General features: G+C 55.2%; 25 protein-coding genes. 13 read left to right on the forward strand and 12 right to left on the reverse strand.

From position 1 onward, the window contains the following. Positions 1-290 precede the first annotated feature (290 nt). On the reverse strand, positions 291-1034 hold the full coding sequence (locus KCG39_RS21400) for a MurR/RpiR family transcriptional regulator (protein ID WP_049113515.1): 744 nt from the start codon (positions 1032-1034) through the stop codon (positions 291-293). 305 nt (positions 1035-1339) lie between these two features. Between KCG39_RS21400 and KCG39_RS21405 the strand changes: the two genes are divergently transcribed. The 3 genes from KCG39_RS21405 to celB all read left to right on the forward strand — a co-directional run bounded on the left by KCG39_RS21405 (position 1340) and on the right by celB (position 4372). After that, positions 1340-1603, forward strand: coding sequence for a PTS sugar transporter subunit IIB (locus KCG39_RS21405; protein ID WP_232391401.1), 264 nt, complete (start codon positions 1340-1342; stop codon positions 1601-1603). A gap of 79 nt (positions 1604-1682) precedes the next feature. Beyond that, positions 1683-2990 (forward strand): 6-phospho-beta-glucosidase, encoded by a 1308-nt coding sequence (locus KCG39_RS21410; RefSeq protein WP_142468500.1) that lies wholly within the window; start codon positions 1683-1685, stop codon positions 2988-2990. A gap of 26 nt (positions 2991-3016) precedes the next feature. Continuing rightward, positions 3017-4372, forward strand: a complete 1356-nt coding sequence (celB, locus tag KCG39_RS21415) for a PTS cellobiose transporter subunit IIC (RefSeq protein WP_004128234.1) — start codon at positions 3017-3019, stop codon at positions 4370-4372. A 123-nt stretch (positions 4373-4495) separates the two neighbouring features. Here the strand turns inward: celB and treC are convergent, their stop codons facing one another. The 3 genes from treC to treR all read right to left on the reverse strand — a co-directional run bounded on the left by treC (position 4496) and on the right by treR (position 8698). Beyond that, on the reverse strand, positions 4496-6151 hold the full coding sequence (treC, locus tag KCG39_RS21420) for an alpha,alpha-phosphotrehalase (protein WP_004128236.1): 1656 nt from the start codon (positions 6149-6151) through the stop codon (positions 4496-4498). A 52-nt stretch (positions 6152-6203) separates the two neighbouring features. After that, positions 6204-7622, reverse strand: coding sequence for a PTS trehalose transporter subunit IIBC (treB, locus tag KCG39_RS21425; protein WP_004128239.1), 1419 nt, complete (start codon positions 7620-7622; stop codon positions 6204-6206). Positions 7623-7750: 128 nt separating this feature from the next. After that, positions 7751-8698 (reverse strand): trehalose operon repressor TreR, encoded by a 948-nt coding sequence (treR, locus tag KCG39_RS21430; protein ID WP_004128250.1) that lies wholly within the window; start codon positions 8696-8698, stop codon positions 7751-7753. Between the two features lie 180 nt (positions 8699-8878). Here treR and mgtL point away from each other — a divergent pair, with 180 nt between their 5' ends. Together mgtL and mgtA are read left to right on the forward strand one after the other, a co-directional pair. After that, the gene (mgtL, locus tag KCG39_RS28110; protein WP_219192905.1) at positions 8879-8932 is read left to right on the forward strand and encodes a mgtA regulatory leader peptide MgtL; all 54 of its coding nucleotides are present in this window, start codon (positions 8879-8881) and stop codon (positions 8930-8932) included. A gap of 145 nt (positions 8933-9077) precedes the next feature. Further along, the gene (gene mgtA / locus KCG39_RS21435) at positions 9078-11786 is read left to right on the forward strand and encodes a magnesium-translocating P-type ATPase (RefSeq protein WP_004128253.1); all 2709 of its coding nucleotides are present in this window, start codon (positions 9078-9080) and stop codon (positions 11784-11786) included. Between the two features lie 67 nt (positions 11787-11853). Here the strand turns inward: mgtA and ridA are convergent, their stop codons facing one another. The 5 genes from ridA to KCG39_RS21465 form a co-directional block, all read right to left on the reverse strand. Continuing rightward, positions 11854-12240 (reverse strand): 2-iminobutanoate/2-iminopropanoate deaminase, encoded by a 387-nt coding sequence (ridA, locus tag KCG39_RS21440; RefSeq protein ID WP_049114569.1) that lies wholly within the window; start codon positions 12238-12240, stop codon positions 11854-11856. 154 nt (positions 12241-12394) lie between these two features. After that, the gene (gene gbpA, locus KCG39_RS21445; protein WP_211811470.1) at positions 12395-13849 is read right to left on the reverse strand and encodes an N-acetylglucosamine-binding protein GbpA; all 1455 of its coding nucleotides are present in this window, start codon (positions 13847-13849) and stop codon (positions 12395-12397) included. A gap of 259 nt (positions 13850-14108) precedes the next feature. Continuing rightward, positions 14109-14570, reverse strand: coding sequence for an aspartate carbamoyltransferase regulatory subunit (gene pyrI, locus KCG39_RS21450; RefSeq protein WP_004128261.1), 462 nt, complete (start codon positions 14568-14570; stop codon positions 14109-14111). Positions 14571-14582: 12 nt separating this feature from the next. Further along, positions 14583-15518, reverse strand: coding sequence for an aspartate carbamoyltransferase (gene pyrB / locus KCG39_RS21455; protein ID WP_004098118.1), 936 nt, complete (start codon positions 15516-15518; stop codon positions 14583-14585). A gap of 36 nt (positions 15519-15554) precedes the next feature. Next, positions 15555-15659, reverse strand: coding sequence for a pyrBI operon leader peptide (locus KCG39_RS21465; protein WP_009652331.1), 105 nt, complete (start codon positions 15657-15659; stop codon positions 15555-15557). 192 nt (positions 15660-15851) lie between these two features. Between KCG39_RS21465 and KCG39_RS21470 the strand changes: the two genes are divergently transcribed. From KCG39_RS21470 to KCG39_RS21495, 6 genes are all read left to right on the forward strand, one after another. Then, positions 15852-16304, forward strand: a complete 453-nt coding sequence (locus KCG39_RS21470) for a YhcH/YjgK/YiaL family protein (RefSeq protein WP_004128263.1) — start codon at positions 15852-15854, stop codon at positions 16302-16304. Positions 16305-16548: 244 nt separating this feature from the next. After that, a complete protein-coding gene (locus KCG39_RS21475) occupies positions 16549-17523 on the forward strand; it encodes an SIS domain-containing protein (RefSeq protein ID WP_004128265.1) in 975 nt (324 codons plus the stop codon). A gap of 11 nt (positions 17524-17534) precedes the next feature. After that, complete coding sequence (locus KCG39_RS21480) at positions 17535-18365, forward strand: PfkB family carbohydrate kinase (protein ID WP_032742019.1); 831 nt, start codon at positions 17535-17537, stop codon at positions 18363-18365. Positions 18366-18459: 94 nt separating this feature from the next. After that, positions 18460-20025 carry an amidohydrolase gene (locus KCG39_RS21485; RefSeq protein WP_004128269.1) on the forward strand — a complete coding sequence of 522 codons (1566 nt, stop codon included), beginning with the start codon at positions 18460-18462 and terminating at the stop codon, positions 20023-20025. A 56-nt stretch (positions 20026-20081) separates the two neighbouring features. Then, a complete protein-coding gene (locus KCG39_RS21490) occupies positions 20082-21500 on the forward strand; it encodes a YfcC family protein (RefSeq protein ID WP_004128272.1) in 1419 nt (472 codons plus the stop codon). An 84-nt stretch (positions 21501-21584) separates the two neighbouring features. Beyond that, positions 21585-22310 carry a GntR family transcriptional regulator gene (locus KCG39_RS21495; RefSeq protein ID WP_004128274.1) on the forward strand — a complete coding sequence of 242 codons (726 nt, stop codon included), beginning with the start codon at positions 21585-21587 and terminating at the stop codon, positions 22308-22310. A 2-nt stretch (positions 22311-22312) separates the two neighbouring features. Here KCG39_RS21495 and argF read toward each other — a convergent pair whose 3' ends face one another. Together argF and argL are read right to left on the reverse strand one after the other, a co-directional pair. Then, positions 22313-23317 carry an ornithine carbamoyltransferase gene (argF, locus tag KCG39_RS21500; RefSeq protein WP_004128276.1) on the reverse strand — a complete coding sequence of 335 codons (1005 nt, stop codon included), beginning with the start codon at positions 23315-23317 and terminating at the stop codon, positions 22313-22315. Next, positions 23287-23382: a putative translational regulatory protein ArgL gene (gene argL, locus KCG39_RS28115; protein WP_371320544.1), complete on the reverse strand. Its 96-nt coding sequence runs from the start codon at positions 23380-23382 to the stop codon at positions 23287-23289. The genes argF and argL overlap by 31 nt, the downstream gene beginning before the upstream one ends. A 99-nt stretch (positions 23383-23481) precedes the next feature. Between argL and rraB the strand changes: the two genes are divergently transcribed. Both rraB and miaE read left to right on the forward strand, forming a co-directional pair. Then, on the forward strand, positions 23482-23907 hold the full coding sequence (gene rraB, locus KCG39_RS21505) for a ribonuclease E inhibitor RraB (protein WP_004098122.1): 426 nt from the start codon (positions 23482-23484) through the stop codon (positions 23905-23907). A gap of 52 nt (positions 23908-23959) precedes the next feature. Next, the gene (gene miaE / locus KCG39_RS21510; protein WP_004128278.1) at positions 23960-24718 is read left to right on the forward strand and encodes a tRNA isopentenyl-2-thiomethyl-A-37 hydroxylase MiaE; all 759 of its coding nucleotides are present in this window, start codon (positions 23960-23962) and stop codon (positions 24716-24718) included. Between the two features lie 40 nt (positions 24719-24758). Here miaE and KCG39_RS21515 read toward each other — a convergent pair whose 3' ends face one another. Further along, positions 24759-25781 carry an alpha/beta hydrolase gene (locus tag KCG39_RS21515; protein ID WP_112166579.1) on the reverse strand — a complete coding sequence of 341 codons (1023 nt, stop codon included), beginning with the start codon at positions 25779-25781 and terminating at the stop codon, positions 24759-24761. Positions 25782-25855 lie beyond the last annotated feature (74 nt).

Genomic DNA, 25855 nt, shown 5'->3' on the forward strand with positions numbered 1-25855 from the left:
GCCGTTTCCCTCCGATCCCGGCCCTTTTTATCCACATCCCATCACCGCCTGAGTACGATGGGCGTGGTGACATAATAGACTATTAATACAATATGTGGGGCCGGGGCGCATTTTAAGTTCTATATGTAGTGCTTTGCATCAAAGATGTTTGCAATTTTATTGATGCAGAACAAAGTAAAAAGAGGAGAGCAGGAATGATGGGCACTTGCGCTTAATGTAAATTTATCCGCTTATAAAATAAGCAGAAATGGGGCCTGAACGCAGTAAATTCAGGCCTGAAAGGGATAACGTCAGGCGAGCAGCGCGTCGTTAAGCAGGTCGACCAGCAGCAGCAGGGCGTAACGCGCGGCCTGCGCATTCTCAGGCAGAGGCAACAGCGCGGAGGCCATATTGCTCAACGCGTGGTTGGCCGGAGTGAGAGCGAAAATCGTCGCTTCCTGTACCCGGGCCAGCAGGGTAGCGCCCTGCAAAATCGCGTCGGCCTCGCCGGTTGCCAGCACCAGCAGGAGATGATCGTCGCTGAGGGTACTGGCTACCATCCGCATCAGGGCGCTGTCCTGGCAGAGATTAATCACGATACCGATGGAGAGCAGCTGGTGCTGAAGCAGCGTCGCCAGCGCGATATCCTGCGCGCCGAGGGCGAAACAGTGCACGGCGCGGGCATTTTGTAGGCGCGTGCGTAGCTTTTGCAGCGTCGATTCGGGCGTGCTGACCAGCTGCTGCTCCAGATTTGCGCTAATCAGGCTTAACTTGTCGCGCCACGCGGCCGGCAGCGCGGCGCTCTCCTCGTTTAGCCAACTGGTGCGACGTTCGCAGGCCTGCGCCAGCTGCTTGCGCAAATCACGAATATCCTCGCAGCCGACGGAGCGGGCAAAGCGGGTAATTGTGGCTGCGCTCACGCCAGCGCGCACCGCCAGTTCATCAATCGAAGCGCTGGCGGTAAAGCTTAAATTCTGCAGAATAAATGCCGCGACTCTTGATTCCTGAGCGCTAAAGCGCGTCATGCCTTCCTGTAACTGCCCTACGATATCCATGCTTTCAGCCTCTTTCTCCGCCACCGCCTGATTGAAAATGTTTTTCAAATAATGATGGCTTTTTATACCACTTAATCACCCGCAATGCCTGAGATTATGACCGGTTTCGCTTTTATGCCGGGGTAAAGAGGCGAAAAATAACGCCTCGATCACGTACGTGAAAAAAATTTTCATATAGCCTTCACCGATACCCGCACCTCGCCCTATAGTCGATGGTGCTTATTTAGCACTCGCTCAAGCAAAACCCATTGGGAGGAATTATGCCACGTATCGTCCTGTGCTGCGCCGCCGGAATGTCCACCAGCATGCTGGTTAACAAAATGAAAACCGAGGCGCAGCAGCGCGCGCTGGCGCTGGAAATTTATGCCGTGCCCGTCGCCGAGTTTGAACGCGAGTTGCCGAATGCCGACGTGATTTTACTGGGGCCGCAGGTGAAGTACGAAGCGGCCCGATTGACTGAGCTTGCTGCCCCGCACGGGAAAGCCGTTGCGGTAATCGATATGGCAGATTACGGCATGATGCGCGGGGCCGCCGTCCTTGATAAAGCGCTCGCTCTGCTGAACCACTAACGCTTTCCCATCAACGCGTTCATTTCGCAAAGCCGCTGCGGCCTTGCGCGGGGATCTGTACGCCAAAAATGAGGCCACTATGCAAACATTGAAAATTGCCGTCATCGGCGGCGGCAGCAGCTATACGCCGGAACTTATCGAAGGCATTATCCTTCGCCATCAGCAGATTCCGGTCACGGAACTGGCGCTGGTCGATGTCGAAGCCGGGCGTGAGAAAGTGGCGATTATCGCCGGGCTGGCCCAGCGTATGCTAAAGCGCCATGGTCTCGAACAGGTTAAGGTTAGCGTGCATTTCAGCCTGGATGAGGCCATTCGCGGTGCTAAATTCGTCCTGACCCAGCTGCGGGTGGGTCAGCTGGCGGCGCGGGCGGCGGATGAGCGTTTGGGGCTGAAATATAACCTCCTGGGCCAGGAAACCACCGGCATCGGCGGCTTTGCTAAGGCGCTGCGCACCATTCCGGTGATCTTGCAGGTCGCGCGCAAAGTTGAGGCGCTGGCACCCGACGCCTTTATCCTCAACTTTACCAATCCAGCGGGGATCGTGACGGAGGCGGTGAGCCGCTACAGCAGCGCTAAAATCATCGGCCTGTGCAACGTGCCCATCAACATGCAGCATATGATCGCCGGCATGCTGGAGGCAAAGGCAGAGGAGGTCAGGCTGAGCTTCGCCGGGTTAAATCATATGGTCTGGGTACACAAGGTGATGCAGGGGCGGGAGGATGTCACCGGTAAGGTTCTCGACATGCTGTGCGACGGTCAATCACTGTCGATGAACAATATTAAATCGTTGCCGTGGCCGGCGGAGTTTCTGCGGGCCCTGAAGGCGATTCCCTGTCCCTATCACCGCTATTTCTGGCTGACGCCAGCCATGCTGGCGGAAGAGATTGAGGCGGCGAAAACCAAAGGCACCCGCGCGGAACAGGTGATGAAGGTGGAACAGGAGCTGTTTGATATTTATGCCCGGCCTGAGCTGGATGAAAAGCCCGAACAGCTGAGCTTTCGCGGTGGGGCCTACTACTCCGAAGTGGCGGTGGAGCTGATTAACGCCATTTACAACAATCTTGGCAAAGAGATGGTCGTCAACACCCGCAACAACGGCGCGATCCACGGCTTCGATGATGATGCGGTGGTGGAAATTAACAGCATTATTGACGCGCAGGGCGCACGACCGCTGGCCTTTGGCGCGCTGTCGCCGATCATGAACGGACTGACGCAACAGGTGAAAGCCTTCGAGCGCTTGACGATTGAGGCCGCGGTTCACGGCTGCCGGGATAGCGCGCTGCTGGCGCTGGTAAGTAACCCGCTGGTTGGGAATGTGACCGATGCCCGGGCGCTGCTTGATGAGGTGTTAACCATCAACCGCCCCTGGTTAACGCAGTTTAACTAAACTTTTCCGCCTTCGGGGATATCACTATGTCTCGTACTTCATTTATTGAACGCTATGTCATGCCCGCCGCGCTGAAAATCGGCGGTCAGAAGCATGTCCTGTCGGTACGCGACGGCATTATTCTCAATATGCCGTTTATGCTGATTGGTTCGTTTTTCCTGATATTCGCCTACCTGCCGATTCCAGGCTACGGTGAGATGATGGCCAGCGTATTTGGCGATGCCTGGCGCGACAAAATGCTGTACCCGGTCAAAGCGACCTATGACATCATGGCGCTGCTTTCGGCCTTCGGCATTGCCTACCGGCTGGCGGAAAAATATCGCACCCTGGACCCGCTCAGCGCCGGGGCGATGTCGCTGGTGGCGTTTGTGATGACGATCCCGCAGGTGACGCTTTTTACACCGGCAGATGGCTCGGCGGCGCAAATCGTCAAAGGCGTGCTGCCGGTAGGGATGATTGGCAGCCAGGGACTGTTTGTGGCGATTGTGATTTCGCTGCTTTCCACGGAGATCTACCGCCTGGTGGCCAGCCGTAATCTGGTGATCCGCATGCCAGATGGCGTACCGCCCGCGGTGGCGAAATCTTTTCTCGCCCTGATCCCCGGCTTCTGCGTGCTGGCCGTGGTGCTGGCGCTGCGCCTGATCGTCGAAGCCTCGCCGTTCGGTGATATCAATAGCATGATCACCACGCTGATTGGTATTCCGATGTCGCACGTCGGCGGTTCGCTGCCGGGGATGATTATCTCAGTGATCCTGATTGGCATCCTGTGGACCCTGGGGCTGCACGGCGACACCATTGTGCTGGTGTTTATTCGCCCGGTCTGGCTGTCGAATATGTCGGAGAACCTGGAAGCGTTTCAGAATGGGCTGCCGATCCCGCATATCATCACCCAGCAGTTTTATGACCTGTGGATTGCGCCCGGCGGTACCGGGGCGCTGCTGGGGCTGGTGATTTTTATGCTGCTGCGCAGCCGTAGCCAGCAGATGAAACAGCTAGGGAAAATTGCCGCGCCGGGGGCGCTGTTCAATATCAGCGAGCCGATGGTATTCGGCATTCCGCTGGTGATGAACCCGTACTTCTTCCTGCCGTTTATTTTGACGCCAGTCCTGTTGGTGATTGTCTCGTATACCGCGATGGCCACCGGGCTGGTGATGAAGCCGGCGGGGATTGCGCTGCCGTTTACCACGCCTATTTTTATGAGTGGCTATCTGGCGACCGGAGGGCACGTTTCCGGTGCGGTGCTGCAGGTGGTGAACCTGGCGATCTCGCTGGTGATCTACTATCCGTTCTTCCGGGCATGGGATCGCCTGAAGGCAAAAGAAGAGCAGGCGTCAGCGCAGCCGGAAGCCAGCGCGACGCTGTCTGCGGCCGATCGTATTTAAAGCATATTCCCGGAGGCGGCGCTTGACGCGCCTGTCCGGGCTACTGGCTCGCAGACGATGGTGAACCTGTAGCCCGGGTAAGCGCAGCGCGACCCGGGACTCTCAGCGCAAGCCGGGGAGGGGTTACTCCTGCAGCCACCATACCGCTTCAAACGGACGTAGGGTCATATCGGCAGGACGGTTTGCCGCTTCCGCGTAGTTGCTCATCAGCATCCCCCATTCGCCGCTCATCGCTTCCGGCTGCCAGCGCTGGAACTCGCGGCTCAGGTTCGCCACGACCACCAGCGTTTGCCCTTGCCACTGACGGCGATAGCACCACAGGGACGGATGTTCCGGCAGCAGGTCCTGATAGTCGCCCCAGGTCAGCACTGGCGCGCTCTTGCGCAACGCAATCAGCTGCTGATAGGTATAAAACACCGATTCCGGGTCCGCCAGCGCCGCTTCGGCGTTGATCTCGCGATAGTTATCGCACAGCGCAATCCACGGCTCGCCTGCGCTAAAACCGCCGTTATCGGCGCTGTTCCACTGCATTGGCGTACGGCTGTTATCGCGCGATTTACTGGCCAGAATCGCCAGAAGTTCATCCGGATCCTGGCCCTGCGCCGCGCGTTCGATGAACATGTTGTGGCTCTCAACGTCGCGATAATCGGTAATGCGCGTAAAGTGCGGATTCGTCATGCCGATCTCTTCGCCCTGATAGATATAGGGCGTGCCCTGCATACCGTGGAGCACCATCGCCAGCATTTTCGCCGCCGGGACGCGGTATTCACCCTCGTCCCCGAAGCGGGAGACGATGCGCGGCTGGTCGTGGTTACACCAGAACAGCGCGTTCCACGCGCGATTGTGCATCCCCTGCTGCCAGTGCCTGAACAGCGCTTTCAAGGCCACAAAATCCGGGCGCGCCAGCGTCCACTTCTCGCCGCCGGGATAGTCCACCTTCAGATGGTGGAAGTTAAAGGTCATCGATAGCTCACCGCCGTCGAGCGCCGCGTACTTCTGGCAATGCTCAAGCGTGGTGGAGGACATTTCGCCGACCGTCATCAGGTTGCGCGGGGTGAAGACATCGCGGCTCATCTCCTGCAAAAATTCGTGCGCTCGCGGACCGTCGGTATAGAAGCGGCGGCCGTCGCCATCCGTATCGGACGGAAAGGTCTGGTCTTTGGAGATCAAATTGACCACATCGAGGCGCAGGCCGTCGACGCCGCGATCGGCCCAGAACTCGCACACTTTTTTCAGCTCCGCGCGTACCGCCGGGTTTTCCCAGTTCAGGTCCGCCTGCTCAATGGCGAACAGATGCAGATAGTACTGCTCGCTTTCGGCGTGCCACTGCCAGGCGTTACCGCCAAATTTTGAGCGCCAGTTGTTGGGCGGCGTGGTGGGTTCGCCGTCGCGCCAGATATAGAACTGGCGATACGGACTCTCTTTATTGAGCGCTTCGCGGAACCACGCGTGTTCGGTCGAAGTGTGGTTCAGCACCATATCCAGCACGATGCGGATCCCGCGATCGTGCGCCTGAGTGACCAGTTCGTCGAAATCGTCCAGCGTGCCGTAGGTTGGGTCGATAGCGGTATAGTTGGCGACGTCGTAACCATTATCCACCTGTGGCGAGACGTAGAACGGCGTCAGCCATATGGCGTCCACGCCGAGCTTTTGCAGATAGTCGAGGCGGGAGGTGACGCCGCGCAGATCGCCGGTTCCGGTACCGGTGGTGTCCTGGAAACTCTTCGGATAGATTTGATAAATAACGCCGTTTTGCCACCAGAGGGGAAGGGTATTCATATCACGTTCCTGCTACAGCAAGGGAGCGCCTGGGCGCCCCGAAAATAAGAAGTCAGACAATCTGTAAGGTGCCCTGGCGGAATTTGCGCTGGTAAACGACCGTCGTCAGGACAATCGGTACCACTACGGCGATGGCCATCGCCAGCGCGTAAACCTGCCAGTAGGTTGGCTGGATAGAGAGGATGCCCGGCAGGCCGCCGACGCCGATACCGTTGGCCATCACGCCGTTCAGGCCGCACAGCAGCCCGGCAAGACCGGAACCGACCATCGCGCACAGCATCGGGAAGCGGTACTTCAGGTTGATACCGTACATGGCCGGTTCCGTGACGCCGAGGTAGGCGGAAATGGCGGCCGGAACGGAGATTTCACGTTCGTTCTGTTTACGGCTGGCGATGATGATTCCCACGACCGCCGACGCCTGGGCAATGTTGGACAGCGCAATCAGCGGCCATACCGGCGTCCCGCCCATGCTCTGTATCATCTGCATATCGATGGCGAGCGTGGTCTGATGAACCCCGGTAATCACCAGCGGCGCGTACAGGAAGCCGAACAGCGCGGCGCCAATCGGCGCGAAGCTGCCGGTTAGCAGATGACGCACGGCCCAGGCCACGCCGTCGCCAATCATGCGGCCAAACGGGCCGATAAAAGCGTGCGCGAGGAAGACTGCCAGAATCAGCGAACAGACTGGTACGATCACCAGATAGAGATAGTCAGGCACGATGCGTTTCAGCCGCGTTTCGATAAAGCCAAGCGCCAGTCCCGCCAGCAGGGCCGGGATAACCTGCGCCTGGTAGCCGACCTTCTCAATGGTGAACAGACCAAAGTTCCAGACTTCCGGCACCTGCTGGCCCAGCAGGTAGGCGTTCATCAGCTGCGGAGAGACCAGCGTGACGCCCAGCACGATGCCGAGGATCGGCGTGCCGCCCATTTTCTTGACCGCGGACCAGCAGATACCCACCGGCAGGTAGAAGAAGATCGCCTCGCCAATCAGCCACAGGAAGTCATAAATAGTTTTCAGCGACGGGTGCATTTGCGCCAGCGTCTGGCCGTTGCTCATCGGCAGATCGCCGATCACGTTGCGGAAGCCTAAGATCAGGCCGCCGCTGATCAGCGCAGGCAGCAGCGGGAAGAAGATCTCCGCGAAGTGTGAAATGAGCTGTTCATGCCATTTCATATTCTGCCGCGCGGCTTTTTTGGCCTGCTCTTTGTCGGCGCTGGCCTGGCCGGTAGTCGCCAGAAGCGCTTTATAGTAGTCGCCAACCTCGGTGCCGATCACCACCTGGAACTGTCCGGCGTTGGTAAAGCAGCCCTTCACCATGCGTAGCTGTTCAATGTCTTTCGGTTTGGCGATGGCCGGATTATTCAGCACAAAGCGCAAACGGGTAATACAGTGGCTGACGGTGGCGATATTGTCGCGCCCGCCCACCAGTTCGATAAGTTTATCGATGTCCTGCTGATTCACTTTACTCATGATGAGGCCTCATGACCGAGGGGAGAGGTTGCATTTAACTTGAGACGGATCCTACTCGCTCCGCTTAAATTGCAAAATGGGAACGTTCCCGAAACGCAGTGAAGATCACATAAATCGTTCCTGCGGGGTTAATTCAGTACGGCGGGAATCACGATTTGACGGGGCTCACGGTTGCCGGCGATCTGCTCGATCAGCTGCTGTGCCGCCTGGCGTCCGGATTCGGCATAGCCGGGATCGACCGTCAGGATCTCCGGGTGGAGAAACTTCATCAGCGGCGTGCTGCCAACGCTGGCAAGCTGGAGACGATCGATTCCCTGCTGCTGGAGATACTTGCTGGCCCCCAGCGCGAGAGTATCGGTTGCGCAGACCAGCGCGCTGGTCTCTGCCGACAGCACCTCAGCGACGCTTTCGTAGCCCTGTTTCATGCCCAGACCCGGCAGCGCGGCGAGGGGAGTGAGGCGTTTTTTCTGACAGAAATCGAGGTAGGCCTGGTGGCGGCGCTGCCCGGTGGTCACGTCGCTATGCGGCACGCCGAGGAAGCTGATATGGCGATGTCCACGCTCGTAAAGGCGCTGCATCAGCATCCTGATCGACCCTTCATCGTCATAGCAGACGGAGGCGATTCCGGGCGCGTCGCGGGCCAGCAGCACCAGCGTCTCCCGCCACGGGGTGAGCATCTCTTCATGAATGCCGGTAAAACCAAACAGCACCACGCCATCGATATTGCGCCGGGCGAGCATGCCGAGATGCTCCTCGACCAGCGCCGGAGAGAATTGGCTCTCCATCATAATCGGATCGTAGCCCTGCTCGTAAAAAGCCGGAAGCATGGTTTGCACGGCAAGATTTTCTGAGAGTGAATCCAGGCGGGTGACGATAATCGCCACGACTTTGTCGCTTTGACCACGCATCGCCCTGGCGGAGCGCGAAGGCGAAAATCCATGCTGTTGCATCACCGCTTCGACCCGTTCGCGGGTGCGTTCGCTAACGCCGCTTTCGTTATTAAGCACGCGGGATACCGTCGATTTCCCGACGCCGCTTAAGCGCGCGATATCTTTGATGGTCAGCCGGTTTTGCATGCAGGGTTCTCGTTGTGGTCCGATTAAAGTGAGCCTAATGCTACTCAAGGAAACCACAATGAGCAAAGTCTGGTTTACGTCTGGTTTAGCTACCCGGGGGTATCATCGCCATAATAGCCACAAATAGAGTATCGGTGACGATATAATTCGCGCCGTTTGTATTCATTTACCGGAGATTTTATGGACCCCGAACCCACTCCCGATCCTCGATGGAGCCATCTTTTTTTCCGGTAATCCCGCTTAGCGTTGCTTTACCGGAAGCGTAAAGCAGCGACGTCCTTGATGTCCCTGCCATAAAAATAATATGCCTGACAGGTAAGGTTTACTCGCGCCTGTCGGTTGCGCTGCGTTCGCTCGCGCGAGCGCGGAGGGACTGTTTATGTTGAAAAATTTTACCCGCCAGCTGTTTGCCCAGCTTGGCCGCCATTTACCGCATCGTTTAGTGCAACGCGATCCGCTACCCGATGCTCGCAATTTGGCGAGCGCGCCGATCCCGGATTCTCTCGGCAAGCAGTGCCTGAACGTGGCGGCAATGGATGAGAATGAAATCTGGCGCGCTTTCGCCAGTCATCCAGAAGGGCTAAACGAAGGCGAAGTGGCGCAGAAAATCGCACAGTATGGCGAAAACCAGATCCCGGCGCAGAAGCCGTCGCCGTGGTGGGTGCATCTGTGGAGCTGCTACCGCAATCCTTTCAATCTGCTGCTGACCGTTCTGGGTATCGTCTCCTACTCGACGGAGGATCTGTTTGCCGCGGCGGTTATCGCCCTGATGGTGGGGATCTCCACGCTGCTGAACTTTATCCAGGAAGCCCGCTCGACCAAAGCCGCGGACGCACTGAAGGCGATGGTCAGCAACACCGCGACGGTCCTGCGGGTGGTGAATGAGCAGGGTGAAAGCCGCTGGTGCGAGCTGCCCATCGACCAGCTGGTGCCGGGAGATATCGTCAAGCTATCGGCGGGAGACATGATTCCGGCAGATCTGCGCGTCATTCAGGCGCGCGACCTGTTTGTCGCCCAGGCCTCGCTGACCGGGGAATCGCTGCCGGTCGAAAAGGTGACCCGCACCCGCGACCCGCTACAGACGAACCCGCTGGAGTGCGACACCCTGTGCTTTATGGGTACCAACGTAGTGAGCGGATCGGCGCAGGCCATCGTTTTCGCCACCGGCGGCGGCACCTGGTTTGGCCAGCTGGCCGGTCGCGTCAGCGAACAGGAAAGCGAGCCGAACGCCTTTCAGAAAGGCATCAGCCGGGTCAGCATGCTGTTGATCCGCTTTATGCTGGTGATGACGCCGATCGTGCTGCTGATTAACGGCTACACCAAAGGCGACTGGTGGGAGGCGGCGCTGTTCGCGCTCTCCGTCGCGGTGGGTCTGACCCCGGAAATGCTGCCGATGATCGTCACCTCGACCCTGGCGCGCGGGGCGGTGAAGCTGTCGAAACAGAAAGTGATCGTCAAGCACCTCGACGCGATACAGAACTTTGGCGCGATGGACATTCTGTGCACCGATAAAACCGGTACCCTGACGCAGGATAAAATCGTGCTGGAGAATCACACCGATGTCTCCGGCAAAGTGAGCGAACGGGTGCTGCATACCGCCTGGCTGAATAGCCACTATCAGACCGGGCTGAAGAATCTGCTCGATACCGCGGTGCTGGAGGGCGTAGAGCTGGAGTCAGCGCGCGGGCTGGCGGAACGCTGGCAAAAAGTGGATGAGATCCCGTTCGATTTTGAGCGTCGCCGTATGTCGGTGGTGGTGCAGGAGCAGGACAACGTTCACCAGCTGATCTGCAAAGGCGCTTTGCAGGAGATCCTCAACGTCTCGACCCAAGTGCGCTATAACGGCGACATCGTACCGCTGGACGAGACCATGCTACGGCGCATCCGTCGCGTCACCGACACCCTCAACCGCCAGGGATTGCGCGTGGTGGCGGTGGCGACGAAGTACCTGCCCGCACGCGAAGGCGACTACCAGCGCGCGGATGAGTCAGATCTGATCCTCGAAGGTTATATCGCCTTCCTTGACCCGCCGAAAGAGACTACCGCCCCGGCGCTCAAGGCGCTGAAGGCCAGCGGCATTACGGTCAAAATCCTCACTGGCGACAGTGAACTGGTGGCGGCCAAAGTCTGCCACGAAGTGGGGCTGGATGCGGGGGACGTGGTTATCGGCAGCCAGGTTGAAGCGCTGAACGATGATGAGTTGGCCGAACTGGCAAAACGTACCACCCTGTTTGCTCGCCTGGCGCCGCTGCACAAAGAGCGTATCGTGACCCTACTGAAACGCGAAGGACACGTGGTGGGTTTTATGGGCGACGGCATTAACGACGCCCCGGCGCTGCGCGCGGCGGATATCGGTATTTCCGTCGACGGTGCGGTGGATATCGCCCGCGAGGCGGCGGATATCATCCTGCTGGAGAAGAGCCTGATGGTGCTGGAGGAGGGGGTTATTGAAGGCCGCCGGACCTTCGCCAATATGCTCAAGTACATCAAAATGACCGCCAGCTCCAATTTCGGTAACGTTTTTAGCGTGCTGGTGGCCAGCGCCTTCCTGCCGTTCCTGCCGATGCTGCCGCTGCATCTGCTGATCCAGAACCTGCTGTACGACGTATCCCAGGTCGCGATCCCGTTCGATAACGTGGACGATGAGCAGATTCGTAAACCGCAGCGCTGGAACCCGGCGGATCTCGGCCGCTTTATGGTCTTCTTTGGGCCGATCAGTTCCATATTCGATATTCTGACGTTCTGCCTGATGTGGTGGGTATTCCACGCCAACACGCCAGAACATCAGACCCTGTTCCAGTCCGGCTGGTTCGTGGTTGGCCTGCTGTCGCAGACGCTGATTGTGCATATGATCCGTACGCGGCGGATCCCGTTTATCCAGAGCCGCGCGGCCTGGCCGCTGATCGTGATGACGCTGCTGGTGATGGTGGTGGGAATTGCGCTGCCGTTCTCGCCGCTGGCGGGCTACCTGCAGCTTCAGGCGCTGCCGCTCAGCTACTTCCCGTGGCTGATTGCGATCCTTGCGGGCTATATGACGCTGACGCAGATGGTCAAAGGCTTCTACAGCCGTCGCTACGGCTGGCAGTGAGCGAGGCGCTTTACGTGCAGAAACAACAAAGGCAGCCACGGGCTGCCTTTGTTCATACTGTCTACGATTAGCGACGAATGGCGATCGCTTCAATTTCAATCTTCACGTCTTTCGGCAGACGCGCCACTTCTACGCAGGAGCGCGCCGGGAAGGTGGCGTTGTGCTCGGTGAAGAAGGCTTCATAGGCGGCGTTAACGGTGGCGAAATCGTTCAGATCTTTCACGAAAACGGTGGTTTTAATGATATCGCCAACTTTCAGGCCCGCGGCTTCTACGATAGCTTTCACGTTATCCAGCGACTGACGTGCCTGAGCGGCGACATCTTCCGGCACGCTGCCGGTTTTCGGGTCTACCGGGATCTGCCCGGAAGTGATGATCATATTACCCAGATCAACACCCTGAACGTACGGGCCGATGGCTGCGGGTGCATTTTCCGTCGCGATAGTTTTAGACATGAGTTCTCCTGAAATATTTAAAGGTAATCTGACTGGCGTTGGCCATTATAAAGAGTGCTGACTGCTTTATCATTATACAGGCCGCATTTTGCGAAGCAGAGCAGCGGATAACGCAGGGCGCTATCCGCTTAAGGCATGAATCTGCAGAACGAAATTAGCGGGTGACTTCAGTCCATGCCGCCGTCCAGGCCGATCCGACGCCCGGTTCGTACTGGTTGGCGTGTTGGCTCCACTGCACGCAGTAGCCGCTGTAGGGGAGTGGGCGACATTGGTACACTTTGCCGTCTTTAGGCTGTAAAACCCGGGTGCCTGCCGTATAGCTTTTCAGCTGCTCCGGAAAGGTGTAGTCATACTTGCCCGCAGGCGCTGGCGTCGGTTGCGCACTCTCTTCCAGCATCAGGTTAATGACCCCCTGGCCGATGATGGCGCCTTGCTCATTGCTGGCATTGTAGCGCAGCATATGATGGCCAGCCTGAACGTGACTTAGAGGAATAGTTAACGTCAGGGTGCGATTATCTACCGTTTGCTGAATGCTCCCTTTCTCCGTGCCCGCATGATTGCTGACGGCGGCGGTAAGGTGCATTTTACCGTTGGCCGTGGCGTTAAAGGTCACCGTCGCTTTCCCGTTTTCGATTTTGGTTGCGCTGACGTTGGTAATGCTCAGAGATTCTTTCGCGCTATCGTCTGACTGCGATTCGGCATAGGTCAGCGTGACGCTTTGTACCGCGCTGTCTTGCGGCACATAGACCTGGTTAACGCCATGGATCGGGTTAATATTGCCATCGCCCTCCTTTACCCCGGCGCGCAGCTTGCCTTCGTGCGCGGTATTAATGGCTTCCGCCAGATCGTAAAACCATTGGCTGTTTTGCCCCTGCGCATCGCTGGCGATCGTTAATTCCGTTTGTAACGAATAAACTTCGCCGCTCGCGTTAAAGAAATGGGCAACGACTTTATCACCAGCATGGAGATCCTTCCCAGTAAGCTGGCCTGACAGCTGCGTTGTCCAGAGTGATTCGTCTGCGCTGTCATCGCCGGTGCTGCCAAAATCGACATCAATGGCCTGATAGAAACTATTTGCCGTATCGGCAATTTCCCACACGGCATAAATAACCTGATAGCCGGTACGCTCGGGGACATTACAGGAATGGGTGACCTGTATTGCCGGCGCTACGCCGTTACCGGCGATTTGACAAAAGGGCTTGCTTTCAAAATCGCTGCGCGTCAGCGGCTTATTTTGAACCCAGTTTTGTTTGGTAATGTAATAACGCCAGTTAGCGGTTCTGTGGGGCGCAGAATGGTGCCAGACAAAATTATTTTTACCGCTCTTTATCCTGGTTTTCGACCAGCGGGTCGGGCTCTGGCTATCCAGCTGCGAGAAGTTGGTTTTACCCGCGCTGGCCAGTTGCCCGTCAGGCGGCATCGGGCCTTCAGGAAAACCGCTTGCTTGCTCAACGCTTTGCGGTTCCCACTGCACCGGACCGCAGTCCGTGTTTTTCCCTGTATTACATTGGTAGGCCCGACTTGGCGGAGATTCTACATAGCCATGAGCCAATGCTGAGGAGGTAAATAATAATGTTGCCGTATAGAGCGATATTTTCTTCAGTTTCATAATTCATCCAGTGATTAATTAATAAATAATGGAAAGCGTTCTGGAGTGTATGAAGAGAAAAAAACGAGAGCAATACGGGTGATATTTAATGAGCAATATCAATAATCATTATATATAACCGTCAGGCACCTGGATAATAAATGATGGTATAGTGAGAGATATTGATTATCTTGCAAACGGTCTGTGAGTTGACTTTGCGCGGATTATTTAACGCATCGTTTTATTAGCAGACCCATTTCTGGGTCTGCTGCTGAAGCATTTAGTTTGCCAGAACGACATGATGTGAAAATTCTTTTTCACAATATTTGCACTTCAGCGCGATATCGTTTTCACGTTTCTTCACCGCAAAGCTGGAGGACACCGGCTCGGCGTGGCTGATACAGTTGCTGTTGGGGCAAACCAGTACGTTGTTAATGCGGTCCGGTAGATGCGGGCGGGATTTACCGACCACTTCATAATCATCAATGCGGTTCACCGTAGCCTGCGGCGCGTACAGGGAGAGCTGGTTGACCTGCTCGTCGGTCAGGAAGGTGTTTTCGATTTTGATTAAATCTTTGCGGCCCATTTCGCCTGACGGCAGGTTCAGGCCGATGGTGATGCGCTGATCCGTTTCGGTCAGTTTGAACAGGGTCAGCAGCTTAAAGCCGACCTGCGCCGGGATATGGTCGATAACGGTGCCACGTTTGATGGCTTCTACCTGTAATTTATTGTCGTGTGTCATCTCTTTTTCCCCTTACAGTGCCAGATCGCTATTCAGTACCAGTGCCAGTAAGGCCTGGCGCGCGAAGATGCCGTTGCCTGCCTGCTGGAAGTACCAGGCGTGCGGCGTTTTATCGACATCGGTGGTGATTTCATCAATGCGCGGCAGCGGATGCAGCACCTTCATATTGGCGCGGGCGCCTTCCAGATCGGCGGCGCGCAGGACAAACTGCGCCTTCACGTTGGCATATTCCGATGGGTCGAGGCGCTCTTTCTGTACCCGGGTCATATACAGAATGTCCACCTCTTCCATCACCTCTTCAATGGCGCTATGCAGGCTCCAGGCAATGCCTTTTTCGTCGAGCATGTCGAGGATGTACTGCGGCATGGCCAGCGCGTCCGGCGCGATAAAGTAGAAGCGGTTGCCGTTAAATTTCGCCAGCGCCTGGGTCAGGGAGTGAACGGTGCGGCCGTATTTCAGGTCGCCGACCATCGCCACGTTAAGATTTTCCAGACGGCCCTGGGTCTCCTGAATGGTGAACAGATCCAGCAGGGTCTGCGTCGGATGCTGGTTCGCGCCGTCGCCGGCGTTGAGTACCGGAATACCGCCGGAGAATTCGGTCGCCAGACGCGCCGCGCCTTCCTGCGGGTGGCGCATGACGATGGCATCGACATAGGTGCTGATGACCGAGATGGTATCGGCCAGGGTTTCGCCTTTCTTGCCCAGCGAGGTGTTGCTGCTGTCCGAGAAACCGACCACGCTGGCGCCCAGGCGATGCATCGAGGTTTCAAACGACAGGCGGGTGCGAGTCGACGCTTCAAAAAAGCAGCTGGCAATCACTTTATGCTTCAGCAGCTCAGGCTGTGGATGGGCTTTGAGCTTTGCTGCGGTTGCCAGTACCAGTTCAAGGTCTTCGCGGCTGAGATCGTTTATAGAAATGATATGTTTTTGATACAGCGGATTAGCCATGTTTATCTCCTGACGCCTGGGCAAAAAAAAAGCCCCTTAAATAAGGGGCTTTACGAATACGGATGCAACGGAAAGAAAAAACGGCAGGCCAGCGCCTGTTTTCAGACGCGGTAAGACGCGATGTCGTACACACTGAACCATAATTCCTCCCGGCAAAACGGGTGGCATTATACGCAGCTCATATTTCGGATCAAGCGATTAATCCACAAAAGGTAAACGTTTGCCTGGAGAAGAGTGCGGTAACGCAAAAAACCCTGAAAAAGAGGTGGTATGGCAGTGCGAAGGGGGGTATAAAACGGAAAATGAAAAGCTGTTTTATAATTAGGGGTTATTATGATCGTTGGGAACATTCACCATCTGCAGAGCTGGCTGCCGGCGTCTCTACGCGAGGCTATCGAACACGTTAAGGCCCACGTCACCGACGCGACGCCGCTGGGTAAACATGATATTGACGGCAACAACCTGTTTTATCTCATTTCCGAAGATACCACCGAGCCGATGGCCGACCGCCGCGCCGAGTATCACGCCCGCTACCTCGACATCCAGATTGTACTCAAAGGCCAGGAGAGCATGACCTTTAGCGTTCTTCCCGCCGGTGCGCCGGATACCGATTGGCTGGCTGATAAAGACATCGCTTTCCTGGCGGAGGGGGCGCAGGAAAAAACCGTTATCCTCAGCGAAGGCGATTTTGTAGTGTTCTATCCCGGCGAAGTACATAAGCCGCTGTGCGCCGTCGGCACGCCAGCGAAGGTGCGCAAAGCGGTTGTGAAGATGCTGATGGTTTAGTTGACGAGCGTATTTTTACCGAAGGCTAGCAATTGTCATATTGTGACAATTGCTAGCCTTTGTTTTTTCTAGCTATTCGCGATTTTTTACTTCTTATTCCCTCTCATTTGATGCTTCAGCCAAACGCTCATACCGCGCGCATTGTGCAAATTTTGATGGCGATCTCATTAATACGTTATATAACGTATTAATGTTGTTTCCGTTAATTTGAACAATCAATAATGAGATGTGGAGTTTTTACTATATGAATACTAAAGAAATAATTAATGCCGTTGCGAAAGAGATAGAAGATAAAGGCGGAATCCGCCAGGTGTTCCTTGTGGCCTGCGGCGGGTCATTAGTGGATATGTATCCGGCTAAATACTTTCTTGATAGCGAGGCGACAACGCTTCATGTCGGCATGTATACCGCCAATGAGTTTGTCTACGCGACGCCAAAAACGTTGGGGGAGAATTCGCTGGTTATCGTCTGTTCGCACGGGGGCAACACGCCAGAATCCGTCGCTGCGGCTAAGCTTGCACAGCACCATCAAGCGCATACTATTACGCTGACTCACAACGCTCAGGCACAGCTGATCGAATACGCCAACCACAACATACTCTATGCCTGGGGTAACGATACCAATGTGGTCGATAATCCGATGGCGATTATCCTCAATCTGTGCGTTGATACGCTGCAGCAGGTTGAAGGTTTCGATAATTACGCTGATTTCCAACAGGGAATGGCCCAAATTAATGGCGTCATTGCTCATGGCCGTCAGCAGGTTGCGGATCGCTGCCAGCGTTTTGCCCAAAAATATCAGGATGAAAAACTCTTCTATATCCTCTCCAGCGGAGCTTCTTACGGCCATGCTTATGGTTTTGCTATCTGCTCACTAATGGAAATGCAATGGCTACATGCCGCACCTATTCACTCCGGTGAGTACTTCCACGGGCCTTTCGAAGTTACGGATAAAGAGACGCCGTTTATTTTATTAATGAACGAAGGCCGTACGCGGGCGATGGATGAGCGAGCTTTGGTCTTCCTCACCAAGTATGCAGAGAAAGTGGAAGTCGTTGATGCTAAAGAACTGGGCATCGGGGTTCTCCCTCCGTCAGTCGTGGAGTTTTTCAACCCCGTGCTGTTTTACAGCATCATGTGTGAATATCGTTCTGCGCTTGCCGACATTCGTCAGCATCCATTGGATACCCGCCGCTATATGGGGCAGGTGGAATACTAAGGGGAATTATGATGAATGTGATTGGAATTGGCGATAACGTCGTCGATAAATACGCCCATACTCAGACCATGTATCCCGGTGGAAATGCGTTGAACTTTGCCGCTTATGCGGCCATGTTGGGACACAATGCGGCCTATCTGGGGATTTTTGGTAATGATGCCGCTGCGGAGCACGTTATGCAGGTGCTGGATAAAGTTGGCGTCAAGTGGCCCCACTGTCTGCAGGTGGCCGGGGAGAACGGCTGTGCGCAGCTGAAAATCGAAGAGGGAGAACGGATATTTCTTGGTTCGAACGCCGGGGGTATTCGTAAGACAACTTCGATGGATTTTATTTTTCAGCATGAGCAATACCTGCGTGAGTTTGATCTGATCCATAGCGGTTGTTATAGCTACATGGAGACGCAATTACCTCAGTTACGCAAGCTCAACATTCCTGTCTCTTTCGATTTTTCAGATGACTTTGTACTGGAGCTGGCGCTGCCGTTGTGCCGTTACGTCGACTTCGCATTCTTCTCATGCGCTGACTATAGCCTGGCGCAAACGCGTGAAATTGTGCAACAGGCGCAGGCCAGCGGGAGTCGCATTGTCTGCGCGACGCGTGGGGATGAAGGCGCGATTTTATTTGACGGGCAGGATTGGTATCAGCAGGCGCCCGATTACGTCACTCCAGTCGATACAATGGGCGCAGGTGATGCTTTTATTACCGCTTTCGTTTGCCATTTTCTGGCCCAACCTACGGGTAACAAGCGCGAAGCGATTACCCATAGCCTGCAAAAAGCAGCAGCTTTCTCGGCACAAATTTGCCTGAAAGAAGGGGCGTTTGGCTACGGGACTCACTACTAACCTATAACGCCTTCTCTCATTTTTCCATACTGATTTCCGTCCGCTTGCCGGGCGGAAACGGGGATTCGTGCGCTTTTTCCGTGAGGAAAGAATTATGCATAGTGAAGCTGCTGATTTGATTTTACGTTCTGATGCTATTTTTACTGCTGCCAGAAATGAGCTATTTAGCGGATATGTCGTCATTAAAAATGGCGCTATCGCGGCGATGATAGCAAATGGGGAAGATATTCAACCCTGGAGAGGTGAAAGTACTCGCTTTATCGAACTTGGCGATCGCCTGATTTGTCCGGGATTTTGCGATAATCACACGTTTTTTACCGGCTATATGAGCATGCGGCGTGGCGTCGATCTCCATGGCGCCCGCGACAGTAATCATGCCCTTGAACTACTACAGGCTGCAGTGAATCTTCTCCCTGAGGGGAAAAGCCTCTATGGCTGGGGCTGGTCTGTTGCCCGTTGGGGAGCGGTGCCTGATGCCAGCTTATTGGATGACGCTTTCCCGCAGAGGCCGGTTGTTGCTATTAACGATGACAAAAGCTATTGCTGGATGAACCGTGCCGCCGTGGAGCTTTATGGCTTTACCGCTGAAGAGTGCAGCGCGGAGGCGAGAATCGCATTATTGAATGAGATGCTGGCTGATACCGCACAGTTAAAAAAAGAAATGCGGGCATTTATGACCCGACTTGCCGGGCAGGGAATCACGGCGATAAAAGACGTTTGTTTCAACGATGCGCCGCGGTTGATGAATGCCTGGGATGAACTGGAAAAAGAGGATGCGCTGTCGCTGAGGGTGAGCATTGTTTCTCAGCCCGTATCTGCGCCTGTCGATCTTGCTTTCGGTGAACAGGCCCGACGCCGCTTTCATTCGCCATGGCTGCGGTTTCATGGTTTTAAATTTATGGTCGATGGCGTTATTGCCGATCATACCGGCGATATGATTTACCCCTATGCCGATCGTCCCGGCACGAACAATGAAAGGCCCGTTGATTATGATGCCCTGCGCCAGCAGGTTTTGCTGGCTGATGCTCGTGGATTCAACTGCTGTATGAATGCGGAGGGCGATGCCGCAATTCGCCGCTGTATAGATATTTTTGCCGAATGCCGTCAGCGTCACCCGCAGAGTGTGGTTAGACATTCTCTGAGCGATCTGGAATGCCCGCATCCAAACGATATTCCCAGAATGGCTGAGCTCGGCCTCTTTGCCGAAGTTTATGCACAAATTCTGCTCCTTAACCCCTGCGAAGCCGAAGCCTATATGCGCGAACGCTATGGAGAAGAGCGCGAAGCGCAATTCTACGATTATGCCGCACTATTCGGGGCTGGTGTGACGGTCACTATTGGTACCGATCTGCCCCTGTTTATTCCTTCTGTTCCTGACGCGATGTATGCCGCCTGCTGTCGTCAGTTCCCTGATGGTTCACCCGTGAATGGCTGGTACCGCGAACGCGGAATGACACGACAGCAGCTCTTAACGGCCTGGACGCTGAATAGTGCTCGACATCACGGCATGGAAGATATGACCGGTAGCCTTGAGCCGGGAAAACGTGCGGATATCGCGGTTTTTGACCGTAATTTGTTGAGCTGCCCGAATGATGAGTTACGGACCTCCACCGTTGTACTGACCCTGGTGGATGGCCGTATTACCCATGACCTTCTGTGACTCTAAAAATGCCGAATGACGGCGAACATTATATAAACATCTTACCGAGGCGGATTATGCGTATTGCAAAAATAAAGTGGGCGATGCCACACTGCTACGCTCTGATTTTCTTCATTATTATATTAGTAGCGCTGCTGACATGGTGTATTCCCAGCGGCAGTTTTGATTATCACTCAGTGACTTTACCCGGCGGTGAAACGAAAACATTAGTGATCCCAGGGTCTTATCATCTGCTGGAAAAAGTCAGCAGCGAGGGCGATTTACGTCAGGGTATTGCCGCCGTACTGGCCGCGCCGATGGAGGGAATTATCAAGGCCGCCGACGTAGTGGCGTTTGTACTCATTGTTGGTGGTGCTTTTGGCGTTATTTTACGTACTGGCGCTATTGAGCGGGGGCTGGTGGCGCTGGCTGAACGTCTGGCTGGTAAAGGGATTCTGGTTATCCCTATCGCAATGACTTTGTTTAGCCTGGGGGGCGCAACTTTTGGTATGAGCGAGGAGGTGATCCCTCTTTATGCGATCTTTATATCCCTCATGTTCGCGCTGGGTTATGACTCAATGACCGCGATCCTGATTCTTTTTCTGGGAACCCAGATTGGCTATGTTGGCGCAATGACCAATCCGTTCTCTGTACTCATTGCCCAGGGCGTAGCGGGTATTCAGGGAAATCCGCAGCTTTGGCTGCGTGCCATCGCATGGCTGGTCTTCACATTACTGGCGATTACTTACACCATGTGGTACGCACATCGTGTTAAACGCACTCCACAAAAGTCGCCGGTATATGAGAATGATTGCCGCAACCGTGAGCAGTTTTTGTCGATACAGGATACGTCGGTCCATTTTTCCATCGCCGATCGAGTGATTATCATCGCTTTTGTGCTGGCGCTGGCCATCATTTCATGGGGGTTAATCACGCGTGGCTGGTACATGGTTGAGATCGGCTCTGTGTTCCTGGCTCTGGGGCTGTTTTCTGGGATCGTCGGGCGCATGGGTATTAGCGGGATGGCCGACAGCTTTGTCGAAGGGTGTAAAGAGTTTGTTTACGCCGCCGTAGTGATAGGACTCGCGCGCGGTATTTTGGTGGTGGCAGAGAACGGACGAATTATCGACACGCTGCTCTTTGGCTTGTCGGAAATGCTGGAAGGGTTGCCGCAGTACGCATTCACCACTTTGATGCTATTAGGGCATAACGTCATCACCTTTTTTGTCCCTTCCTCTTCGGGCGAGGCTGCGCTCACGATGCCCGTGCTGGCGCCATTAGGCGATTTAGTGGGTATCAATAAAGAGGCGATGGTAATGGCTTACCAATTTGGCAATGGCCTGACGAACCTGGTCTCTCCTACCGGTGGTGTATTGCTGGCCGGGCTGTCTATTGCGCGTATTGGATTTGGTCAGTGGTTAAAGGCGATTGCGCCGCTGTTTCCGGTGCTGTGGATAGTCAGCGCCGTGTTTGCTGCGATTTCGGCCTGGGTCTAAGGGATATGCGCGCCGTCGTAGTTTGATGGGCGCGCTTCGATTATAATCCTGCTTCGCATTAATGGCCGTGCTGGTACCTCTTTTATGTCGAATTTTGGACTGCAACAGAATACTTCCGTACCGTTATACAGGCAGCTTAAAGATAAAATCCTCAGCGATATCTCGTCCGGGAAACTCGCTGAAGGAGAGAAAATCCCCACCGAGATTGAGCTCAGCGAACTTTACAATATCAGCCGCATTACGGTGCGCAACGCAGTGAAAGAGCTGGTAGCCGAAGGCTATTTGGTGAAAAAGCAGGGGAAGGGGACTTTTGTCTGTCTGCCTAAAATTGAGCGTAAAGTTGTGCACCTGCTTAGCTTTACTGCCGCATGCGATGCTAACCATCTACCAACCCACAGCGTAGTGACTCGTCGTGAGATTCTGCCGGACTATCGTAATGCGCGTCAGCTTCTTGAGCTTGAGAGGGATGATTCCGTGCTTTATATCCAACGCCTCAGGATCGCTGGCGATGCGCCGTTAATGTTAGAGAATAATTACTACTCTCTGAAACGATTAGGATTTTTACAGCAGGAAGATCTCAGCGGGTCGCTTTATCAGCTATTGAGTGATAAATACGCGATCGTGCCTACCTATGCGGGTGAAACGACGGTAGAGATGGTGCGCGCGCATTCTGACAACGCACCGCTGCTGCAGCAACCGCCCGGCGAACCGTTATTCCTGATGAAAACGCTGATTCTGGATAGCCAGCATCAGCCTATTCACTATGGAGAACAGTATATTGTCGCCGAGCGTTACACGTTTAGTTTTTGATTTCAGTGGGAAAGCGTCGCCACCATCACCGCTTTGATAGTATGCATGCGGTTTTCCGCCTGGTCGAAAACGACGCTCGCCGCGGATTCAAATACCTCGTCGGTGACTTCCATACCGCCGTGCAGGCCGTACTCCGCCGCCATCTGTTTGCCGAGCGTGGTCTGGTCGTCGTGGAACGCGGGCAGGCAGTGGAGGAATTTCACCTGCGGATTGCCGGTCAGCGCCATCATCTCGCTATTCACCTGATACCCGCGCAGCAGCGCGATACGCTCCGCCCACTTCTCTTTAGCTTCGCCCATTGATACCCAGACGTCGGTATAGATAAAGTCCGCTCCCTTCACGCCCGCGGCGATATCTTCGGTCAGCGTAATATTGCCGCCGTTTTTCTGCGCCAGCGCCCGGCACTGCTCGACCAGCTTCTCTTCCGGCCAGCAGGCCGTTGGCGCGACCAGGCGCAGATCCAGGCCGGTTAGCGCGGCGGCTTCGAGCATGGAGTTGCCCATATTATTCCGCGCGTCGCCGGCGTAGACCAGGGTCATCTGGTTAAAGGCTTTGCCCGGCAGGTGCTCCTGCATGGTCAGAAGGTCCGCTAGCAGCTGGGTAGGGTGGAATTCATTGGTCAGGCCGTTCCATACCGGAACGCCGGCATATTCGGCAAGGGTTTCCACCACTTCCTGGCCATGACCGCGATATTGAATACCGTCGTACATGCGTCCCAGCACGCGGGCGGTGTCTTTAATCGACTCTTTGTGGCCAATCTGGCTGCCGCTTGGTCCGAGATAGGTGACGCGAGCGCCCTGGTCAAATGCGGCAACTTCGAAAGAGCATCGGGTACGAGTAGAGTCTTTTTCGAAGATGAGCGCGATGTTTTTGCCGGTGAGATGCTGAATTTCGATATTGTTTTTCTTATCAGCTTTGAGCCTGGCCGCCAGTTCAAGCAGGGCGGTAATTTCTGCAGGAGTAAAATCAAGCAACTTTAAAAAATGCTTCTGATATAACGCGGACATGGTTCCCTCACATGGCTTAGACCATTTGTTGAATTAAAATTCACTTTATATGTATGAATATTCATTTGCAACCCCGTGTCATAAATCTTTCTCTTAGAAGGTGGAGGCAATCACGGCGGTATGTGACAATAGAAGCATCTGCGACACATTATGAGGAACGAGCCATGGCCAACCCGGAATTACTGGAAGAACAGCGTGAAGAAACGCGTCTGATTATTGAAGAGTTGCTCGAAGACGGCAGCGATCCGGACGCGCTGTACACCATTGAGCACCATCTCTCCGCCGATGATTTCGAAACGCTGGAGAAAGTGGCGGTAGAAGCTTTCAAGCTGGGCTATGAAGTGACTGAGCCAGAAGAGCTGGAAGTGGAAGAGGGCGATACCGTGATTTGCTGCGATATCCTCAGCGAATCCGCGCTGAATGCCGAGCTGATCGATGCCCAGGTTGAGCAGCTGATGACGCTGGCGGAAAAATACGACGTTGAATACGACGGCTGGGGCACCTACTACGAAGATCCTAACGGGGAAGACGAAGAAGGTGACGACGACGAAGATCTCGTTGATGAAGACGACGACGGCGTTCGCCACTAGGTAGCAGAGGTATACGGCGGTGCGTTATGCCGCCGTATAGCAAGGAATTTCAATGGATTACCCGCAAATACTCGCCCCGATTTTAAGCTTTCTGCATTGCCCAACTCCTCAGGCGTGGATTGATGAAGCCCGTAAACCGGAAAATCTTCCACTGCTATTGACCGACCATATGGTGTGCGAGCTGAAAGCGGCGCAAAACGCCATGCTGCTGGTGCGTCGATACGTTGCGGATAAAGAAGGCGCCGATGAGCTGCTGGCCTGCCTGAAGCCCTACGAGGACTTCACCTACCGCTGGGGCCCGGAGCCGGATTTCGTCGCGCTACATAAGCAGATAAACAAAAGCGCCATGCCGCAGACCGACGATCCCTGGGGACGTCAGCTGCTCGACAGCATGATTTTGCTGATCAAAGAGGAGCTGCATCACTTCTGGCAGGTGAGGGAAATCATGCTTTCCCGCGAAATCCCGTACGTCAAAATCACCGCCAGCAACTATGCCCGCGGGCTGCGCCGGGAAGTGCGTTCTCACGAACCGGTGATGCTGATCGATAAACTGATTTGCGGCGCCTACATTGAAGCCCGTTCCTGCGAGCGTTTTGCCGCGCTGGCGCCATGGCTGGATGACGATCTGCAGAAGTTTTATCTGTCGCTGCTGCGTTCCGAAGCGCGCCACTATCAGGACTATCTGGACTTAGCGCAGAGGATTTCCGCGGAAAATATCAGCGAACGCGTGCGCCAGCTTGGCGAGGCGGAAGCGGCGTTAATTAACGCGCCTGAAGCGGAGTTTCGTTTTCACAGCGGCGTGCCGGTCTGAGTGCCAGGCCGCCGCTTCGTCGCAGCGGCCTGACGATCTATTACAGATTGGCGTTTTTGTCTTTCTCTGCTGTCGCGGCGGCTTTTGGCGCGCCGAGGGTCGCTTTAAACCAGTTCACTACCCGTTCAATAACCGGCTTCTGATACCAGCTGTCATCGCCGTGCTCCGCACCCGCCAGCAACACGTAATCAGCCGGGTTGCCCTCCTTCTTCAGCGCGCGATAGAGCTGTTGACTTTGTACCGGTGAAACCAGGGTATCGGCGCTGCCGTGCATAATTAAAAACGGCGGCTTTTTACCGCTGATATGGCCCATCGGGCTGGCCGCCAGGGCTTTTTGCGGATCGCTGTCAATGGTCGCTCCCGGCCAGTCGCGAAAAGCGCTACCGTGTACCAGCAGCGCTTCAGTGACCGCCGGCGACTGGTGTACCTTTTGAATCGCCTGCGGAAAACCTTCGCCGATATTCAACAGGTTTGAAATACCGTACAGCGTGGCGGCGGCCTGCACGTCCGAGGATTGCGCCAGGTTATCGCCACGATCGAACGTTTTGTCGCCGTTGGTGAGCGCCAGCATCTGCGCCATATAGCCGCCTGCGGAATCCCCCAGCACGCCAATACGCGACGGGTCTATACCGTATTCCGCGGCATGTTCGCGGAGATAGCGAACGGCAGCTTTACCATCGATAACCGGGGCCGGGAAGGTGTCGGGAACCGTACGGTATTCCGCCGCCGCGACGACGAATCCCGCCGTCGCCAGCGCCATACGCATCTCGATAAACTTATTCCAGGCCGCGCTGGTGAAACCGCCGCCGGGGAAATAGATGATTGCCGGTTTCAGATCGCCGTTACGCGGTACCAGTAAAGACATATGCAGCTGACGAACGGCGACGGTGCTTTTTACCTGGCTATAAACGATATCGTTGAGCGCATCGATACGGCCCCGGTTTTTTTCCACGCGAATGACCTGAGCGCCTTCGGTATTGCCAGCAAGTTCGCCGGCGTTAACGCAGGAAGCCATGCCGGCAAGCATCAGGCCGCCGGTGAGCAGGAGGGGGAGTTTTTTCATGATGTTCTATCCTGAGCAAAGCCTGCCGCAGTAGCAGGCGAAAAGATCCAATGCTCGAAGAGTGTATTAGCGAA

The organism is Klebsiella pasteurii, assembly GCF_018139045.1.
Taxonomy (GTDB): Bacteria; Pseudomonadota; Gammaproteobacteria; order Enterobacterales; family Enterobacteriaceae; genus Klebsiella; species Klebsiella grimontii.

Bases quoted from the DNA above. Each gene is read 5' to 3' on its own strand.
- KCG39_RS21400 (WP_049113515.1), bottom strand. From the start codon at position 1,034: ATGGATATCGTAGGGCAGTTACAGGAAGGCATGACGCGCTTTAGCGCT.
- KCG39_RS21405 (WP_232391401.1), top strand. From the start codon at position 1,340: ATGCTGGTTAACAAAATGAAAACCGAGGCGCAGCAGCGCGCGCTGGCG.
- KCG39_RS21410 (WP_142468500.1), top strand. From the start codon at position 1,683: ATGCAAACATTGAAAATTGCCGTCATCGGCGGCGGCAGCAGCTATACG.
- celB (WP_004128234.1), top strand. From the start codon at position 3,017: ATGTCTCGTACTTCATTTATTGAACGCTATGTCATGCCCGCCGCGCTG.
- treC (WP_004128236.1), bottom strand. From the start codon at position 6,151: ATGAATACCCTTCCCCTCTGGTGGCAAAACGGCGTTATTTATCAAATC.
- treB (WP_004128239.1), bottom strand. From the start codon at position 7,622: ATGAGTAAAGTGAATCAGCAGGACATCGATAAACTTATCGAACTGGTG.
- treR (WP_004128250.1), bottom strand. From the start codon at position 8,698: ATGCAAAACCGGCTGACCATCAAAGATATCGCGCGCTTAAGCGGCGTC.
- mgtA (WP_004128253.1), top strand. From the start codon at position 9,078: ATGTTGAAAAATTTTACCCGCCAGCTGTTTGCCCAGCTTGGCCGCCAT.
- ridA (WP_049114569.1), bottom strand. From the start codon at position 12,240: ATGTCTAAAACTATCGCGACGGAAAATGCACCCGCAGCCATCGGCCCG.
- gbpA (WP_211811470.1), bottom strand. From the start codon at position 13,849: ATGAAACTGAAGAAAATATCGCTCTATACGGCAACATTATTATTTACC.
- pyrI (WP_004128261.1), bottom strand. From the start codon at position 14,570: ATGACACACGACAATAAATTACAGGTAGAAGCCATCAAACGTGGCACC.
- pyrB (WP_004098118.1), bottom strand. From the start codon at position 15,518: ATGGCTAATCCGCTGTATCAAAAACATATCATTTCTATAAACGATCTC.
- KCG39_RS21465 (WP_009652331.1), bottom strand. From the start codon at position 15,659: ATGGTTCAGTGTGTACGACATCGCGTCTTACCGCGTCTGAAAACAGGC.
- KCG39_RS21470 (WP_004128263.1), top strand. From the start codon at position 15,852: ATGATCGTTGGGAACATTCACCATCTGCAGAGCTGGCTGCCGGCGTCT.
- KCG39_RS21475 (WP_004128265.1), top strand. From the start codon at position 16,549: ATGAATACTAAAGAAATAATTAATGCCGTTGCGAAAGAGATAGAAGAT.
- KCG39_RS21480 (WP_032742019.1), top strand. From the start codon at position 17,535: ATGAATGTGATTGGAATTGGCGATAACGTCGTCGATAAATACGCCCAT.
- KCG39_RS21485 (WP_004128269.1), top strand. From the start codon at position 18,460: ATGCATAGTGAAGCTGCTGATTTGATTTTACGTTCTGATGCTATTTTT.
- KCG39_RS21490 (WP_004128272.1), top strand. From the start codon at position 20,082: ATGCGTATTGCAAAAATAAAGTGGGCGATGCCACACTGCTACGCTCTG.
- KCG39_RS21495 (WP_004128274.1), top strand. From the start codon at position 21,585: ATGTCGAATTTTGGACTGCAACAGAATACTTCCGTACCGTTATACAGG.
- argF (WP_004128276.1), bottom strand. From the start codon at position 23,317: ATGTCCGCGTTATATCAGAAGCATTTTTTAAAGTTGCTTGATTTTACT.
- argL (WP_371320544.1), bottom strand. From the start codon at position 23,382: ATGAATATTCATACATATAAAGTGAATTTTAATTCAACAAATGGTCTA.
- rraB (WP_004098122.1), top strand. From the start codon at position 23,482: ATGGCCAACCCGGAATTACTGGAAGAACAGCGTGAAGAAACGCGTCTG.
- miaE (WP_004128278.1), top strand. From the start codon at position 23,960: ATGGATTACCCGCAAATACTCGCCCCGATTTTAAGCTTTCTGCATTGC.
- KCG39_RS21515 (WP_112166579.1), bottom strand. From the start codon at position 25,781: ATGAAAAAACTCCCCCTCCTGCTCACCGGCGGCCTGATGCTTGCCGGC.